At 70.8% G+C, this 14,977-nt stretch carries 15 protein-coding genes; 11 read left to right on the top strand and 4 right to left on the bottom strand.

Annotated elements, in window-relative coordinates; genetic code table 11:
* Positions 1-6 precede the first annotated feature (6 nt).
* Together ACYQ78_RS09350 and ACYQ78_RS09345 are read right to left on the bottom strand one after the other, a co-directional pair.
* Positions 7-882, bottom strand: coding sequence for a ketopantoate reductase family protein (locus ACYQ78_RS09350; protein WP_459800342.1), 876 nt, complete (start codon positions 880-882; stop codon positions 7-9).
* Positions 879-1,469, bottom strand: a complete 591-nt coding sequence (locus tag ACYQ78_RS09345) for a TetR/AcrR family transcriptional regulator (RefSeq protein WP_459800341.1) — start codon at positions 1,467-1,469, stop codon at positions 879-881. Before ACYQ78_RS09345 ends, ACYQ78_RS09350 begins: the two co-directional genes overlap by 4 nt.
* A 99-nt stretch (positions 1,470-1,568) precedes the next feature.
* Between ACYQ78_RS09345 and ACYQ78_RS09340 the strand changes: the two genes are divergently transcribed.
* From ACYQ78_RS09340 to ACYQ78_RS09290, 11 genes are all read left to right on the top strand, one after another.
* Positions 1,569-2,138 (top strand): hypothetical protein, encoded by a 570-nt coding sequence (locus tag ACYQ78_RS09340; protein ID WP_459800340.1) that lies wholly within the window; start codon positions 1,569-1,571, stop codon positions 2,136-2,138.
* A 202-nt stretch (positions 2,139-2,340) separates the two neighbouring features.
* Positions 2,341-3,690: a DNRLRE domain-containing protein gene (locus ACYQ78_RS09335; RefSeq protein ID WP_459800749.1), complete on the top strand. Its 1,350-nt coding sequence runs from the start codon at positions 2,341-2,343 to the stop codon at positions 3,688-3,690.
* A gap of 53 nt (positions 3,691-3,743) precedes the next feature.
* Positions 3,744-4,931: a cytochrome P450 gene (locus ACYQ78_RS09330; RefSeq protein ID WP_459800339.1), complete on the top strand. Its 1,188-nt coding sequence runs from the start codon at positions 3,744-3,746 to the stop codon at positions 4,929-4,931.
* Between the two features lie 409 nt (positions 4,932-5,340).
* Positions 5,341-6,483, top strand: coding sequence for a substrate-binding domain-containing protein (locus ACYQ78_RS09325; protein WP_459800338.1), 1,143 nt, complete (start codon positions 5,341-5,343; stop codon positions 6,481-6,483).
* Positions 6,484-7,404: an ROK family protein gene (locus ACYQ78_RS09320; protein ID WP_459800337.1), complete on the top strand. Its 921-nt coding sequence runs from the start codon at positions 6,484-6,486 to the stop codon at positions 7,402-7,404. It begins immediately after the preceding gene.
* Positions 7,401-8,198, top strand: coding sequence for an ATP-binding cassette domain-containing protein (locus ACYQ78_RS09315; RefSeq protein WP_459800336.1), 798 nt, complete (start codon positions 7,401-7,403; stop codon positions 8,196-8,198). Before ACYQ78_RS09320 ends, ACYQ78_RS09315 begins: the two co-directional genes overlap by 4 nt.
* Positions 8,195-9,394, top strand: coding sequence for a sugar ABC transporter permease (locus ACYQ78_RS09310; RefSeq protein WP_459800335.1), 1,200 nt, complete (start codon positions 8,195-8,197; stop codon positions 9,392-9,394). Before ACYQ78_RS09315 ends, ACYQ78_RS09310 begins: the two co-directional genes overlap by 4 nt.
* Positions 9,391-10,413, top strand: a complete 1,023-nt coding sequence (locus ACYQ78_RS09305; protein WP_459800334.1) for an SIS domain-containing protein — start codon at positions 9,391-9,393, stop codon at positions 10,411-10,413. Before ACYQ78_RS09310 ends, ACYQ78_RS09305 begins: the two co-directional genes overlap by 4 nt.
* A gap of 38 nt (positions 10,414-10,451) precedes the next feature.
* Entirely contained in the window at positions 10,452-11,297 is an 846-nt protein-coding gene (locus ACYQ78_RS09300) for a GntR family transcriptional regulator (RefSeq protein WP_459800333.1), read from the top strand.
* Positions 11,294-12,391 carry an N-acetylglucosamine-6-phosphate deacetylase gene (gene nagA, locus ACYQ78_RS09295; RefSeq protein WP_459800332.1) on the top strand — a complete coding sequence of 366 codons (1,098 nt, stop codon included), beginning with the start codon at positions 11,294-11,296 and terminating at the stop codon, positions 12,389-12,391. The genes ACYQ78_RS09300 and nagA overlap by 4 nt, the downstream gene beginning before the upstream one ends.
* Positions 12,388-13,062 carry a hypothetical protein gene (locus ACYQ78_RS09290; protein ID WP_459800331.1) on the top strand — a complete coding sequence of 225 codons (675 nt, stop codon included), beginning with the start codon at positions 12,388-12,390 and terminating at the stop codon, positions 13,060-13,062. The genes nagA and ACYQ78_RS09290 overlap by 4 nt, the downstream gene beginning before the upstream one ends.
* Before the next feature lie 11 nt (positions 13,063-13,073).
* Here the strand turns inward: ACYQ78_RS09290 and ACYQ78_RS09285 are convergent, their stop codons facing one another.
* Together ACYQ78_RS09285 and ACYQ78_RS09280 are read right to left on the bottom strand one after the other, a co-directional pair.
* Positions 13,074-13,919, bottom strand: a complete 846-nt coding sequence (locus ACYQ78_RS09285) for a universal stress protein (RefSeq protein ID WP_459800330.1) — start codon at positions 13,917-13,919, stop codon at positions 13,074-13,076.
* A gap of 65 nt (positions 13,920-13,984) precedes the next feature.
* Positions 13,985-14,725 (bottom strand): 4'-phosphopantetheinyl transferase family protein, encoded by a 741-nt coding sequence (locus ACYQ78_RS09280; RefSeq protein WP_459800329.1) that lies wholly within the window; start codon positions 14,723-14,725, stop codon positions 13,985-13,987.
* Positions 14,726-14,977 lie beyond the last annotated feature (252 nt).

Genomic DNA, 14,977 nt, shown 5'->3' with positions numbered 1-14,977 from the left:
GCGCTCTTAGCGGGCGTTGATGGTGAGGGCTCGTATTTGTGCGGCCAGGCGCTCGAGTTCGTCTCTTTCGGCGGGTGAGGTGTTGCTGAGTCCGCTGTGGACGGCGGTTGGGCTTCGCAGGAAGCGTCGCAAGGCCGCTACGAGGAGTCCTTCCGGCAGGGTTCGCAGTGCGGTGAAGCTGCGGGGGGTCGGGGGTGTGGGGAGGGCGGCGAGGTTCTGTCGCATGAGGTGGAGCATGGTGCGGATCGCGTCTGTGTCGTCGGCGAGGGCGGCTGGGCCGCCTGCGGCTTGGACGGTCTGGCCGAGGGGGACGGCGAAGGCGGCGTGGGTTTTGAGGCGGGCGTCCATCTGTGGTTCTGGCCTGGCGTTGATTCCGGCGGTGCGGAACGCTTTGACGATGCGTTCCAGGCGGGGGGTGGTGCGGCCGTGGGGTTCGCCGATCGGCATGGCGACGCGGCGGGTGAGGGCGTTGGGGGCGCGGTAGCGGATGATGTCGCCGTCCATGGTGCCGGCGGCGGTGGGGGTGCCGAGCAGGACGCGGTCGTGGCCGATTACGGCGCCCAGGGGGTGTGGTCCGGCGGCCCAGTGGGTCAGGAAGAGGACGTCCCCGTCGAGGTCGGCGAGTGAGGTGAGTACGGGGTCGATCTGGTGGGTGCGGACCAGGACGGTGGTCAGGTCGTATCCGTTGGAGGGGTGGTCGACCACGGGTACCGGGATTCGCGTGATGTCCCTGCTGTTTGCTTCGGCGAGTTGTACGCCGTGCTGGCGGAGGGAGGTCAGGCGGTCGCCTCGGGCCAGGAGTGCGACGTCGTGTCCGGCTTCGTGGAGGCGGGCGGCGAGGAGGCTGCCGACGACTCCGGCGCCGTACACGAGGATCTTCATGGTGTTTCTCTCCTGTGGGTGAAGGTGAGTGCGGGGCGGATGATCGTCAGGAACAGGTCCTGGCGTGATTCTTCGTGGCCGCTGAGCAGGGGGGAGATGGCGAGGTCGGCGAGGATCAGGTGGGCGAGCCGTCGGAACAGGGGGGTGTCGCGGGTGATCTCGTCGCGGTCGGCGGCGGCTTCGAAGATCGCGGTGAGGGTGTCGAGGATGGGGGTGATGATCTCTTTGCGTAGTGCGGTGCCGAAGTCGGGGTCGGTGGTGGCGGCGTGGAGGAGCATGAGGCCCATGCGCAGGTCGGCGGTGGGCATGCCGTCGGTGCGGGCCATCTGGGTGAAGACCTCGTCGAGTGAGGTCGCTGCGGTGTGGTCGGGCAGGGTGGGGCGGTGCTGGGTGAGGGCGGCCATGACGAGGTCGGCTTTGCTTCCTCCCCAGTGGCGGTAGAGCGTCGCCTTGCTGGTGTGGGCTCTGGCTGCCACGGCGTCGAAGGTGAGGCGTTCGTAGCCGACGTCCAGCAGGAGGGCGCGGACGGCCTCGTACAGTTCGGCGAGGCGTTCGGGCTTCATGCGAGAGCGGGGCGGGGTGTCCATGACCGAACTGTACGATACTGTTTCGTACACTTCAATACGTACGGTCGAGTGGTCTCCACGGCGGCCACCGGGGTCGTGGAGGCGTCTCACGAGTCGCTGGTGAACCGGCTGGCGGCCGCGGGGCGCAGCCGCCATCTGGAGTTGCCGGATCATTCCGTCTCGGTCGGCCGGTTCGCCACGAAGGCGGACCGGTTACTCTTCGAGCTTCAGAGCAACGACGGAAATGAAAGGGTGACCAGCGCCCACGTCATTTTCAAGCTGAATCGTCTTTTCACGTACGACGTGGCGCAGACCGGTGATCTCGCGATGGCTTCCGGGCGACGAATGCCGGTGGGTCCTTTACGCCCTGGACATCAGTGCGCTGACGTCGGAGCGACCCCAATTACATGTTCTTCTTCGCGTGGATTCTCCAGAGCGCAACAGGAACCTCTTTCACACCGGCGGCGACGGCACCCCGACGGGAATGATGGCGGGCAGGGCCGATCCGACCTGTCCGAGGTCACCCACGAGAGGCTGTGGGAGGTGGCCCGACGCCTCTTCAAGCCGACCGAGGCCGAGCAGCGGGAGGACGAGGACACCGAGCGGCGGCTGCGGCAGGAGGCGCATGACGCGCGGCAGGATGACGCCATCAGGCAGGGCGGGGTGGCCGACGGCGGGCTCTATCGCTGAGGGCTCGACGAACGCGTCGGAGATCGGAGTGCCGGTCGGGCGTGGCGACGTGCGCAGGGTTGTTGCCGGGCACTCCGAAGCCTCTCTCCGTCAGGGCCGGTAGTTCGCATGACTAATAGGCGGATTATGTCGGTCATTTCAAATGGCGTTTGAAAATGTCAATATTTTGATTTGTCAGATGATTTGTTAACCTCCCTGCGTGATGATCATTTCCGCGCCGCCCCTCCTGCGCAGGAGGGCACTGTCCCTGATGACCGCTGTCGTGGCGGTGGCCGTCCCGGCCGCCGTCCCGTCCACCGCCTCGGCCGATGTGCCGACGCTCGTCGTCGTGCAGGAACTCCAGCTGAGGAACAACATCCACGTCACCACCGACCACGATGAGGATTCCCCCGCGGACTGGCTCGACGAGACGCTCCTGTCGGGCACCGATGGCGGCCTGACGGCCCGGAGCTATCTGAAGTTCGACCTGTCCCAGCTGCCCGAGGGCGTCGTCCGGTCGGCCACGCTGCGGCTCACCGGGCTCGGCGCGCCCGACTGCGGGCCCGCGGCCGGGGAGGGCGTCCAGGTGCGCCGTGTCACCGAACCGTGGTCGGACGACTTCCTGCACTGGGGCAACACGCCCGATTCGACCGGCGAGGACGCCCAGATCACCGTCCCGCAGTGCGCGGCCGTCCCCGGTCAGGTGGAGTGGCCGATCACCGGCATCGTCGGCGCCTGGGCCGGGGGTGCGGAGAACCACGGTCTGGTGCTCCAGTCTCCGGACGAGAGCACCGACGACGGTCTGTGGACCTTCGCCGCGTGGACGCACCCGACGGGGAGCATTCCCGTCGTCACGGTCACCATGGACGTGCCGTCCACTCCGGCCACGAGGGCGGCGTCCATCGCGACCCATGTGGACGGCGCCGGCACCTGGGTGGCGGGGCTGACGCCGCGCATCCAGTCGCAGGTGGTCGACCCCGCCGGTGGCGGCCTGGCGGCCGAGTTCGAGGTCGAGCACGATCCCGCCGTCCCCGGTCAGGGCGCGGGGCGGATCTGGGCGGCCACCTCGGCTCCGGCGTCCAGTTTCGGGAGGCCGTCGGTGGTCGTACCGGCGGGTCTTCTCCAGGACGGCTGGCGGATCCGGTGGCGGGTGCGTGCCCACAACGTGACGGCCGGGACGGTCTCCGGCTGGTCGGCGTGGAGCTCCGGCACGGTGGCCGCCGACGTCTCCCAGATCACCGCGCGCCAGGTCGTGCCGTCGTATGAGAGCCCGGACTCGACGGTGAGCATGAGCCTTACCCCTGAACTGCGGGCCACGGTGACGCATCCGCTGCTCGACGCGACGCGGGTGGTGTTCCAGCTGGCCTACGACCCGGACGCGCCGCTGCAGGGAACCGGTCTGATCTGGGAGGAGACCGTCCTGGACGTGCCCTCGGGCGGGCAGGCGGTGGTGACCATCCCTGACGGCCTCCTCGACGGCGGCGGCTGGCAGGTCATGTGGCGGGTGGGCGCGTACGGCGGGGCGTTCCAGTCGGGCTGGTCGGACTGGCAGAAGCTCACCCTCGACATGTAGCGGCGGGGGTTGCTCACGGCGCTCAGGGTGTTACGTTCCGTCGGGAGGTTGTGATGACCGCAGAGATCAGCCCGGGTCCGCTGGGTACGCCGTCCCCCGACTACGCCCGGCGCCGTGAGCACGACCCGATGGGCGTCGCGCCGATGCCGAGCGGCGATCAGGTGCCGGTGGCCGTGCGTTATGAGGACGTCCGGACCCTGCTGGCCTCTCCGGCGTCGAGCCGTAACCTGCGGATGCCGGGGTTACCCCGGTTCGTGGCGGGCCTCGGCATCGACGACGATCCCGACGCCCTGGTGAACCAGGATCCGCCCGAGCACACCCGCTACCGGCGCATCATGCAGGGCGCCTTCACGCCCCGCCAGGTCGAGCGGTGGCGGCCGAGGATCACGGCCATCGCCGACGAGCTGCTCGACGGGGTGGACGAGGAGTTCGACCTGGTGAGCGCGTTCGCGGTGCAGATCCCGTGCCGGGTGATCTGTGAGCTGCTCGGTGTGCCGCTGGGCAGGTACGACCAGTTCCTCGCCTGGACGGACATGTTCCTCACCACCTCCACGGCCGACGAGATGACGCGCTACCGGGGCTACACGGAGTTCATGGCGTACTGCGCCGAACTGGTCGCCGAGCACCGCGCCCACCCGGGCCACGACCTGATCGACCTGCTGGTGGCGGCCCGCGACGAAGACGACAGGCTGACCGAGGGCGAGCTGGTCAACACGGTCTTCTCCCTCATCACCGCCGGGCACGAGACGACCGCCTCGATGATCGCCAAAGGGGTGCTGCGGCTGCTGCTGCACCCGAAGGCCTGGGCCGAGCTGGTCGGCGATCCGGATCTGACACCGACCGCGGTCGAGGAGGTGCTGCGGTACGACGGGCCTCCGGCCAGCGCTTTCATGCGACGGATCACCCGGGATCTCACGCTGCCGAGCGGCTGCCCGGTCACGGCGGGCACGGTGGTCATGCCGGACCTGCTGGCGGCCAACCACGACCCCGAGGCGTTCCCGGATCCCGGGCGGTTCGACCTCCACCGCTTCGCCGGGCACACGCCCAACCCGCACGTCGCCTTCGGGTACGGCCCGCACCGCTGCCTGGCCGCCGCCCTGGCCCGGGTCGAGCTGACCGAGGCGATCCGCGCGCTGGCGACCCGGCTGCCCGGCCTGCGCCTGGCCATACCAGCGGATCAGATTCCCTGGACCAGTGGGCTGGTCCACCGGCCGGGCCGCCTGATGGTCCGGCGCTCGTAGCCGGCGCCGGGCCTCCGGCGGGTAGGGCGTCCACGCTCTCGTGAGTGCGCACCGCCTGTCCGGTCGGCCGATCGGTTGGGCGGTGGCCGGCATCGCGCCAGACCTCCTGGCCGGCCGCGCGGAAGGTGGATGCGCCGACGGGGACGAACACCCTGAACAGCCTGTTCATCGCCCGCGTCATCACAGTGACGGCCGACTCGCCCCGGCCGCCCTTGGAAAAACGCGGCCGGTGGCGCCAGGAGGAAGGTCACGGACCCCCAGTCTGGTGATCTCCGTGTGCAAGGAAGTTAATACCAGTGGTTTGTCCGTGTTACATACCTGTGATACCAAATCGTTGACCAGTGGTTCGAACCAGTTCTAGCTTGGTTCACCTCACGATGCTCCAACGGGCCAGAGGTGGACCAACACGATGAACTCAAACCTCCCTTCACGCGGCCGCCTCATGGCCGTCACGGCGCTTGCCGCAGCCGGGGCTCTCCTGCTCTCCTCCTGCGGCTCGGGCGGGGCTTCCGCCCCGGACTCCGCCCCGGCGGCCAACCCCTCGGCCGCATCCGGGGGCGACGCCCCGATCGTCGCGCTGCTGCTCCCGGAGAACCAGACCGCCCGCTACGAGGCACGTGACAAGCCGACGTTCGAGAAGCAGCTCGCCGAGAGCTGCCCGACGTGTCAGCTCAAGTACTTCAACGCGGCGGGGGACGCGAGTAAGCAGCTCAGCCAGGCCGAGTCGGCGCTCACCGAGGGGGCGAAGGTCCTGGTGATCGACCCCGTCGACTCCAACGCCGCCGGTGCCATGGTCGCCGCCGCCCGCCAGCAGGGCGCCAAGGTCATGAGCTACGACCGGGTGATCTACAAGGCGGGCGTCGACTACGGGGTGAAGTTCGACAACGTCAAGCAGGGCGCCGTCGGCATGCAGGCGCTGGTCGACAAGCTCAAGGCGGACGGCAAGACCTCCGGCAACATCGTCATGATGAACGGCGACCCGGTCGACTCGGGTGCCAAGCCCGAGAAGGACGGCGCGCACAGCGTCGTCGACGGCTCCGGCTTCACCGTGGCCGCCGAGTACGACACCAAGGCCTGGTCGGCCGCGAACGCGCAGAACCAGATGCAGCAGGCCATCACCAAGATCGGCGCCGGGAAGATCGACGGCGTCTACGCCGGCAACGACGGCATGGCCATCGGGGTCATCGCCGCGCTCAAGAGCGCGGGCGTCGATCCGATGCCGCCCGTCACGGGCCTGGACACCCAGCTCGACGCCATCCAGAAGATGGTCGCCGGCGACCTGTACGAGAGCACCTACCTGCCGGTCGAGACCGAGGCGCAGATCGGGGCCAAGGCCGCCGCCGCGCTCGCGATGGGCCAAGCGCCCGCCGGTGACCTGCTCAACGGCACCATCGACGACGGGACGAGCCAGGTGCCTGCGTACCTGCTCGAATCCATCGCCGTGACCATGGACAACATGAAGGAGATCCTCCTCGACAGCGGCTACCTGACGGTCGCGCAGATCTGCACCGCCGACTACGCGGACGCGTGCGCCAAGGCGGGACTGCAGTAGGTGTCTCCTCTCTCCACCGGTGGTGGCGCCCAGATCGTCGCGGTCGACCTGGGCGGCACCACGGCGCGCGCGGCGCTCCTGGGCCCGGACGGCGTCGTGACCGCCCGGCTCAGGGAACCCGTCCGGCACGGCGCCGCGCACGAGCAGGTCGCCGACCTCATGACCCGGATCGCGGACGGCAGCGGCGCCGTGTCCGCCGTGGTCGGGCTGCCCGGACGCGTCGACCGGATCCGGGGCCGCCTGCACGTGGCCAGGAACCTCCCCGCCACCGATCTCGCCGCCCTGTCGGCCGAGAACCTCGGCCGGGCCACCGGCCTCCAGGTACGCCTGGCGGGTGACGCCGAGCTGGCCGCGGCGGGCGAGGCGTACTTCGGCGCGGGGTCCCGGACCGGGACGACGGCCTATCTCACCATCTCCACCGGGATCGGCGCGGCGATGGTGAGCGAGGGCCGGGTGCTGGCGGGCCGCGTGTCGGGCCTGCAGATCGGCTTCCTGCACCTGCTCGGCCCCGGCCGCCCCATGATCGAACTTATCGGCTCGGGCCAGCGCGTCCACGAGGCCGCACGTGACCTCGGCACCGAGGCCGACTACCGCACCCTGACCGAGATCGCCCCCGGAAACGATGCGGCGGGCCGCGCGCTCGCCGACATCGCCGACGCGGCGGCGGCGGCCGCGATCCTGCTGTGCCACGTCGGCTCGCCGGACGTGCTCGTGGTCGGCGGCGGGCTCGCCCGTGCCGCCGGCACCGCCCTGCTCGACGAGATCGACCGGCGCGTCCACGACACCGCGGCCTCGCACGTCTCGTGGGACGTCCAGGTGCGCCCCGCCCGGTGCGGCGACGACGCCGGGCTGCTCGGCGCGGCGGTGTGGGATCTCGCCGAACCCCACGTACATGACCAGGAAGAAAGGAGACGGCGATGACGGCAACCGGGCCGCCACCCGTGCTCGAACTCCAGCACATCAGCAAGAGCTTCGGCGCGGTGCGCGCGCTGAGCGACGTCAGCATGAACGTCGGCACCGGGGAGGTCGTCGCGCTCGTCGGCGACAACGGGGCGGGCAAGTCCACGCTGATCAAGACGATCGCGGGCGCGCACCCCCGGGACGGCGGCACCATGGCGGTCCACGGCGAGCCGGTGTCCCCGCGCAGGCCCGTCGACTCCACCCGCCTCGGCATCGCGACCGTCTACCAGGACCTCGCGCTGTGCGACAACCTCGACATCGTCGCCAACCTGTTCCTCGGGCGCGAGAAGAACCACAGCGGGTTCATCAGCGCCCTGGCCATGGAGCAGGTCGCCGTCGGGCTGCTCAAGCGGCTGTCGGTGAAGATCAAGGATCTGCGGGCGCCCGTCTCGTCCCTGTCCGGCGGGCAGCGGCAGTCGGTGGCCATCGCGCGGTCCCTGCTCGGCGACCCGGCGCTGGTGATCCTGGACGAACCCACGGCGGCGCTCGGCGTGGAGCAGACCGCGGAGGTCCTCCAGCTCATCGAGCGGCTGCGCGCCGAAGGGCACGCGGTGCTGATGGTGAGCCACAACCTCGCCGACGTCTTCGACGTGGCCGACCGGATCGTCTGCCTGCGGCTCGGCCGCAGCGTCGCGGAGTTCCCCGTCGAGGGGACCACCGAAGAGCAGGTCGTCGCCGCCATCACGGGCGTCGCCGACAGCAGCGCCCAGAAGCGCCGGATGCGGCGCCGCAGCAGGACGGAGGAGGGATCGTGAGCACGGCCACGGGCATCGCCCCCCGGGAAAGCTGGTTCCACGGGCGGTTGCAGCGGCTGCGTACCGGCGATTTCGGGCCGGTGCCCGTCATCCTCGGGCTCGTCGTCATCTCGCTCGTCTTCCAGCTCGCCAACGACCGCTTCTTCTCCCCGCAGAACATCTTCAACCTGAGCCAGCAGATCGCCTCGACCGGCGTCATCGCGCTCGGCGTCGTGTTCGTGCTGGTCATCGGTGAGATCGACCTGTCGGCGGGGTCGGTGAGCGGGGTGACGTCGGCCGCCATGGCCGTGCTGAACATCAACGCGGGCTGGCCGCCGGTCCTGGCGATCGTCCTCGCGGTCGTCTTCGGCGCCGCGATCGGCCTGTTCCACGGGGCGGTGTTCACCAAGCTCGGCGTTCCGTCGTTCGTGCTGACGCTGGGCGGGCTGCTCGCCTGGCAGGGCGTCCAGCTTCTCGTCCTGGGCAACCAGGGCACGATGAACCTCCCCTACGACGGCGCGATCGCCGCGCTCGCCAACACCACGCTCCCGGCGTGGATCGGCTTCGTGATCGCGGTCGTGTACGCGGTCGGCGCGACGGCCGTGACCTTCCTGACCGGCCGGTGGCGGCGCGAGCGCGGGCTGGCCCCACGACCGCTGGCCGGGAGCCTGGTGCGGGCGGGGGTGATCACGGTGGTGATCCTCGCGGCGACGATCGTCTTCGCGCAGTGGCACGGCATCCCGCTGTCGCTCGTCATCTTCGTCGGGCTGGTCGTGGTCGTCGACGTGCTGCTGCGCGGTACGACGTTCGGCCGCAAGCTGTTCGCCGTCGGCGGCAATGCCGAGGCGGCCCGGCGCGCGGGCATCCAGGTCGGCACCGTCAAGGTGATCGCCTTCACGATCGCCTCGTCCCTGGCGGCCTTCGGCGGCGTGCTCGCGGCCTCCCGCCTGTTCGCGGTCAACCAGGCGAGCGGCGGCAGCGACATCCTGCTGAACGCCATCGCCGCCGCCGTCATCGGCGGCACGAGCCTGTTCGGCGGCCGTGGCAGCGCCTACTCCGCGCTGCTCGGCATGCTCGTCATCGGCGCGGTCTCCAACGGCATGGATCTGCTCAACCAGACCTCGGCCGTGAAGTACATCATCACCGGCGGGGTACTCGTCGCCGCCGTCGTGATCGATTCCCTCGCACGACGAGGAAGGGTGGCAAGCGGCAGATGAGTGTCGAGGCGTTTCTCAGACAGGGGTTCATCCCGTTCGGTGAGGCCGTGGCGCAGGAGACCGGGAGGCTCACCGAGGCCGCCCCGCTGCTGCGGGAGCGCGCCCTGGCGGCGGCGGCCGAGATCGGCAGGCCCGCGCGGCCCACCTTCATCGGCATCGGGGCGAGCCTGGCCGCGCTCGCCGCGCCCGTCGCCCATCTGTCGGCGCACGGCATCCCCGGCATCAGGCTCAACGCGGCCGAGGCGGGGACCTCCGGCGACGGCGCGACGCTCATCGCGCTGTCGCAGTCGGGCCGCAGCCGCGAGACGGTCGACGTCATGCGCGCCGCCACCGGACGCAGGCTCGCGGTCGTCAATGTCACCGATTCGCCGATGGCGCAGGCCGCCGACGCGGTGCTCACCCTCGGCGACCTGCCCGACAGCCTGGCCTCGACGATCGGGTTCACCGCCTCGGCGATGGCCGTCTCGATGCTCGCCGAGATCTGGACCGGCGGCGAGCCGTCCGCGGATTGGCTGAGCCTGGGGGAGCGGCTGGCGGAGTTCCGCGCGGCGCGCTCCGCGGAGGCCGAGGAGATCGCGGGCCTGCTCGCGGAGGCGTCCGTCATCGACCTGGTGGCGCCGGCCGACCAGATCGGCGTCGCCGAGGCCGGGGCGCTGCTGCTGCGGGAGGTGACGCGGGTCCCGGTGGCGCCCTTCGAGACGCGGCAGTACCTGCACGGGCTGATGGAGTCGACCAACCCCACGACCCTGCACGTCATGCTGGACGGCGCCGACGACGGCCAGGTCGTCCGGGCGCTCGGGCCGCTCGGCCGGCGGATCGTCGAGTTCCGCCGGGGGCCCGCCACCCACGACGAGAAGACCCTGGTCGTGCCGATCGAGGCGCGCAGCGGTCTGGAGGTGCCGATCTTCGTGGCGGTGCTGCTGCAGGAGGTGGCGCTGCGCTCGGCGGGTGCCCGGGGCATCGACCCCGACGAGTTCCTGTTCCTCGACACCGGCACCAAGCTCGACGACGGCGAGTGAGTTCATCCACGACACTTCTAACGGACACAATCGGGGTTATGTCTAGTTCGTCAGTCCTGCACCGTATGGTCGCGCAGCACCTCAGAGAACGCATCGAGTCCGGGGTCATCGCGGCCGGGGCGCGCATGCCGTCCGAGCGGGTGCTCGCCGAGCAGTTCGACGTCAGTCGCGTGACGGTCCGCCAGGCGTTGAAGGATCTTGAGAAGGACGGCCTGGTCGAGGTCGTCGCGGGCGCCCGGTGGGTGCGGCGGGAGACGTCCGGCCTGGTCACCGTCCGTCCGGCCGTCGCCGGGACGGAGTCGATCGAGGAGGGCGCGACCGGGCTCGTGAGCTTCTCGAACCTGGCGGAGGCCAACGGGCTGACGGTCAGTTCGCGGGTGCTGAAGTGCGTGACCCGCGCGAGCTCCCTGGACGAGGCGGACCTTCTCGGCGTCGCGCCGGGCGCCCCCGTCGTGGAGCTCGTCCGGCTGCGGCACCTCGACGGCATCCCCACGCTGATCGACTTCTCCCTCATCCCCGAGGCGCTGGCGCCGGGGCTGGGCGAACTCGACTTCACGACGACGTCGCTGTACGGCACGCTCGCCGAGCAGTACGGACTGAACGCGGTCTCCGCCGACTGCGTCATCGAGGCGCGCGGCGCGGCCCCCGAGATCGCCGAAAGCCTCGGCCTCCCCCCGGGCGACCCCGTCCTGGAGATCGTCCAGACCACATTCGATGAGAACCACCGGGTCGTCCAGTGGTGCCGCAGCGTCTACCGCGGCGACCGCTACCGCTTCCGGGCGGCCCTGGAGGGCGCGGCCGGCACTTCGGGCCGTCCGCGCCCTCGCGCGGCCGCCGAGGCGACGGGCCGCGTCATCCCAGATCTAGCGAGGTTGTACAGATGAGAGTTTCCGCACGTGGCGCCGTGATCGGCGGCGCCTGGGTCAAGGGCGACGTCGAGGTCGACGACGGGCGGCTGATCCGGGCCGGGCTGCCGTCGACCGGGCCGGGGTACGTGCTCCCCGGCCTCGTCGACCTCCAGGTCAACGGGTACGCCGGGGTCGACTTCAACGCCGCGACGGCCGACGAATTCGAGGCGGCGTTGGCGGCGCTCACCCGCGACGGCGTCTTCCACGTCCAGCCCACCATCATCACCGACTCCGAGGAGAACGTCGCAGGTCAGCTGCGCGTGCTGAAGAAACTCCAGGAGGCGGGGCCGCGCGGCGCGAAGGTCGTCGGCGTCCACGCCGAAGGACCGTTCCTGTCCCCGCACCACCGCGGCGTGCACCGCCCCGAACACCTGCGCGACCCCGACATCGGCATCGTCCGGCACTTCCTGGACGCGGGCCCGCTCCGCACGATCACCGTCGCCCCCGAACTGCCCGGCGCCACCGAGCTGATCGCCTGGGCCGCCCGGCAGGGGGTGATCGTGCAGGCCGGGCACTCGGGCGCCGACGCGCCGACCGCCCACGCCGCGTTCGACGCGGGCGCCCGCGCGGTCACCCACCTGTTCAACGGGATGATCCCGTTCGGGCACCGCGCTCCGGGCATCGCGGGCGCGACGCTCGCCCGCGAGGACGTCGCCATCCAGCTCATCGCCGACGACATCCACCTGTCGCGCGAGACCTCGCTGTTCGCGCTGAAGGCCGCCGAGCACCGCACCATGCTCGTCACCGACGCCGCCTCACCCGCAGGGGCCGGCGACGGCGTCTTCACCGTGGGCGGGTTCACCGTCACGGTCACCGACGGGGTGCCGCGCCTGCCCGACGGCACGCTCGCGGGCAGCACGGTGACGCTCCTGCAGCAGGTCCGCAAGCTCGTCGAGCACGACTGGCCCGTCGACCGCGCCGCCAACCTCGCGAGCCGCGCACCCGCCCGCTTCTTCGGCCTCACCGGCGTCGGCGAGCTCACCCTCGGCGGACCGGCCGACCTCGTGGTGACCGACGAGAACCTCGACGTCGACCGCGTGCTCGTCGGCGGAGAGGAGTTCACGGCGTGAACGTCCTTCCCCGCGGGCTCATCGTCTCGCTCACCCCCTCCCCGCAGTCGCCCTGGCAGGACGTGGACGACGTCGTCCGGCTGGCCGCGGCCGCGCGGGCCGGAGGCGCCGTCGCCGTCAAGGTCGACGGGCCGGACGCGGTGCGCGCGGTGAAACGCGCCGTCCCCGGCTTTCCCGTGCTCGCCGTTTTCATCGACGACTCCCACGGCGGGGTCGTGCGCATCACGCCGGCGCTCGCCCACGCGGCCGCCCTCGTCGAGGCGGGAGCCGACGTCGTGGAGCTGGAGGCCGACGCGGCGGCGCGCCGGCACGACGGCCAGGACCTGTTCGAGCTGATCTCCTCGTTCGCCGCGCTCGGGGTGCCGGTCAAGGCCGGGGTGCCGGGGCTGGAGGACGCGCGCACCGCCGTCCGGGCGGGCGCCGCGATGGTCAGCTCGTCGACCATGGGGTATCCCGCGAAGGCGAACACGGGCCCGCTGCCCGATCTCGGGCTGGTGGCGACCCTGGTGGCCGGAGCCGGGGTGCCGGTCGTCGCCGAGCGCGGTTATGCGGCGGTCGCCGACGTCCGCGCGGCCATGGACGCCGGCGCGCACGCCGTCGTGGTCGGCTCGGCCATCGTCGACCCGGTCTGGCTGACCGCCCGTTTCGCCGCCTCGGCGTCCGTCCCATAGCCCGGCGCGGGTCACGCGGTGGCGGTGACGATCGCGACGGGGCACCGGGCGTGGTGGAGCAGCCCGTGGCCGACCGAGCCGAGGACGGCCGCGCCGAAGGAGTTGAGGCCCCGTGAGCCCGCGACCACCAGGTCCGCCGCGGCGGACTCCTCGGAGAGGACCTGGACGGGGTGGCCGTAGATGTGCGTGTACTCGACCGGTACGCCCGGGTACCTGTCGGGCCAGGTCGCGAAGCGCTGTTCGACGAAGGTGGTGCGTTCTTCGTACACGGAGTGGATCAGGTTGTCGTACATGGTGCTCACCGACGAGAACGGCGGCGGCTGCCAGGAGAAGATCGCCTTGAGGCGGGCGCCGCGGCGCCCGGCCTCGGCGAAGGCGAAGTCCAGGGCGGTGTCGGCCTCTTCGGTGCCGTCGTAGCCGGCCACGATCCGCCCGGTCGTGCGGGTCGTGGGCTCGCGGACCACGACGACCGGGCCCTGGGCATGCCCCGCCAGGCCCAGGCCGACCGATCCGACGAGCATGCCCGCGAAGCCGCCGATGCCGCGGCTGCCGATCACGGTCGTCTCGGCCTTGACGGCTTCTTCCTTCAGCCAGGTGACGACGTCACCCGTGGCCATGTCGGTGGTGGTCGCGACGCCCGGTTCACAGGCGTGGGCGCGTTGCCGGGCGTCGGCCAGGATCTCCTCGCCGTAGGAGGTCGCGGCCGCGTTGAGCCGGTCGGGCAGGACCCCCGTCCAGAGTTTGCGTACGTGGACGATGCGCAGTGAGGCGCTTCTGCGGGCGGCGTCGGCCGCCGCGTACTCCACGGCGGTCAGGGCGGATGCGGATCCGTCGACACCGGCGACGATCATCGCCATGTCCGTCCCCTTTCGATCGGCCTAGGCAGGTGTCGTTTCCACGGACCCCCATCCCATCCGGCGGGTCAAGGATTCCAGCCCGTTATTTTATGAACCTTCGACCCTCCGGAGGAGACGGGAGAAGAATTGTCGGACCTCTCCGAATGTCCTGCGGCGGTAATGACGATCGCGGTCAGGATGAGTCCGTTCTTCGCCAACCATCGCCCGGATATCGTCGTTAGTCGCCGCCCGTTCACGAATGGTCCGCCGGCCAGTAACCGGGCCGTGAAAACACCCGCCATCGGGTCGATGTCGATCAGCGCGTCCTCGAAACCGGGTCGGTTGTTCACCAGCGGGAACCACGCCTTGTAGACCGCCTCCTTCGCGCTGAACAGCAGCCGGTCCCAGCGGATCGACGGATACGCGTCCAGCAGGTCGCGGATGTGCCGTGCTTCCTGCGGTAACCCGATCGCGTCCAGGACGCCGTTGGGCAGCGGGTCGTTCCGTTCTGCGTCGATGCCGATCGCGGCGGCGTCGGTTCTCGGGCCCAGGACGGCGCCCCGGTAGCCCGCGCAGTGGGTGATGCTCCCGGTGATCCCCTCCGGCCACAGCGGGTTGCCGCGCACCCCCGGGAGGATGGGCGAGGCCGGTCTGCCCAGCATGCGCAGGGCGTCGCGGGCGCACACGCGGGCCGTGGTGAACTCCCGGCGGCGCCGGTCCACCGCGCGGGAGATGATCGCCTCCTCCTCGGGGAACAGGGGGCCGTCGAGGAAGTCCTCGCAGGTGTCGGCGGCCACCACGTAGGGCGGCAGGATCGGCTCGATCATGGCGGAATCCTCTGCGGGAAGGCTGGTGCTCGGGAACGTCGGCCGCTGGGCGAGGGTAACCGATTCCGCCGAGGCCGCCCCTTGGGGACTTCCGGAGAGAGCGGGGCCGGCGGGCGCGGGCGGTGCGGCGGTCCGGGCCGGAATCGGCTGGTCGGCGGCCTCTCCGGGCGGTGGAATGAGCCGCTCATTTGGGGCGTCGGGCCTGTTCAAAACGCTGATTCCTCAGTTGAACGAACGCGCCGGGAGTGTTTG

The sequence above is a fragment of the Herbidospora sp. RD11066 genome, from assembly GCF_054661255.1.
The sequence above is the reverse complement of the archived record's forward strand: the minus strand, read 5'-3'. Positions and strand labels throughout refer to the sequence as shown.

What these genes read in the sequence shown, in the direction of transcription:
- ACYQ78_RS09330 (WP_459800339.1), top strand. Translation starts at nt 3,744, where the DNA reads ATGACCGCAGAGATCAGCCCGGGTCCGCTGGGTACGCCGTCCCCCGAC.
- ACYQ78_RS09350 (WP_459800342.1), bottom strand. Translation starts at nt 882, where the DNA reads ATGAAGATCCTCGTGTACGGCGCCGGAGTCGTCGGCAGCCTCCTCGCC.
- nagA (WP_459800332.1), top strand. Translation starts at nt 11,294, where the DNA reads ATGAGAGTTTCCGCACGTGGCGCCGTGATCGGCGGCGCCTGGGTCAAG.
- ACYQ78_RS09345 (WP_459800341.1), bottom strand. Translation starts at nt 1,469, where the DNA reads ATGGACACCCCGCCCCGCTCTCGCATGAAGCCCGAACGCCTCGCCGAA.
- ACYQ78_RS09300 (WP_459800333.1), top strand. Translation starts at nt 10,452, where the DNA reads ATGTCTAGTTCGTCAGTCCTGCACCGTATGGTCGCGCAGCACCTCAGA.
- ACYQ78_RS09315 (WP_459800336.1), top strand. Translation starts at nt 7,401, where the DNA reads ATGACGGCAACCGGGCCGCCACCCGTGCTCGAACTCCAGCACATCAGC.
- ACYQ78_RS09285 (WP_459800330.1), bottom strand. Translation starts at nt 13,919, where the DNA reads ATGGCGATGATCGTCGCCGGTGTCGACGGATCCGCATCCGCCCTGACC.
- ACYQ78_RS09280 (WP_459800329.1), bottom strand. Translation starts at nt 14,725, where the DNA reads ATGATCGAGCCGATCCTGCCGCCCTACGTGGTGGCCGCCGACACCTGC.
- ACYQ78_RS09335 (WP_459800749.1), top strand. Translation starts at nt 2,341, where the DNA reads ATGATCATTTCCGCGCCGCCCCTCCTGCGCAGGAGGGCACTGTCCCTG.
- ACYQ78_RS09325 (WP_459800338.1), top strand. Translation starts at nt 5,341, where the DNA reads ATGAACTCAAACCTCCCTTCACGCGGCCGCCTCATGGCCGTCACGGCG.
- ACYQ78_RS09305 (WP_459800334.1), top strand. Translation starts at nt 9,391, where the DNA reads ATGAGTGTCGAGGCGTTTCTCAGACAGGGGTTCATCCCGTTCGGTGAG.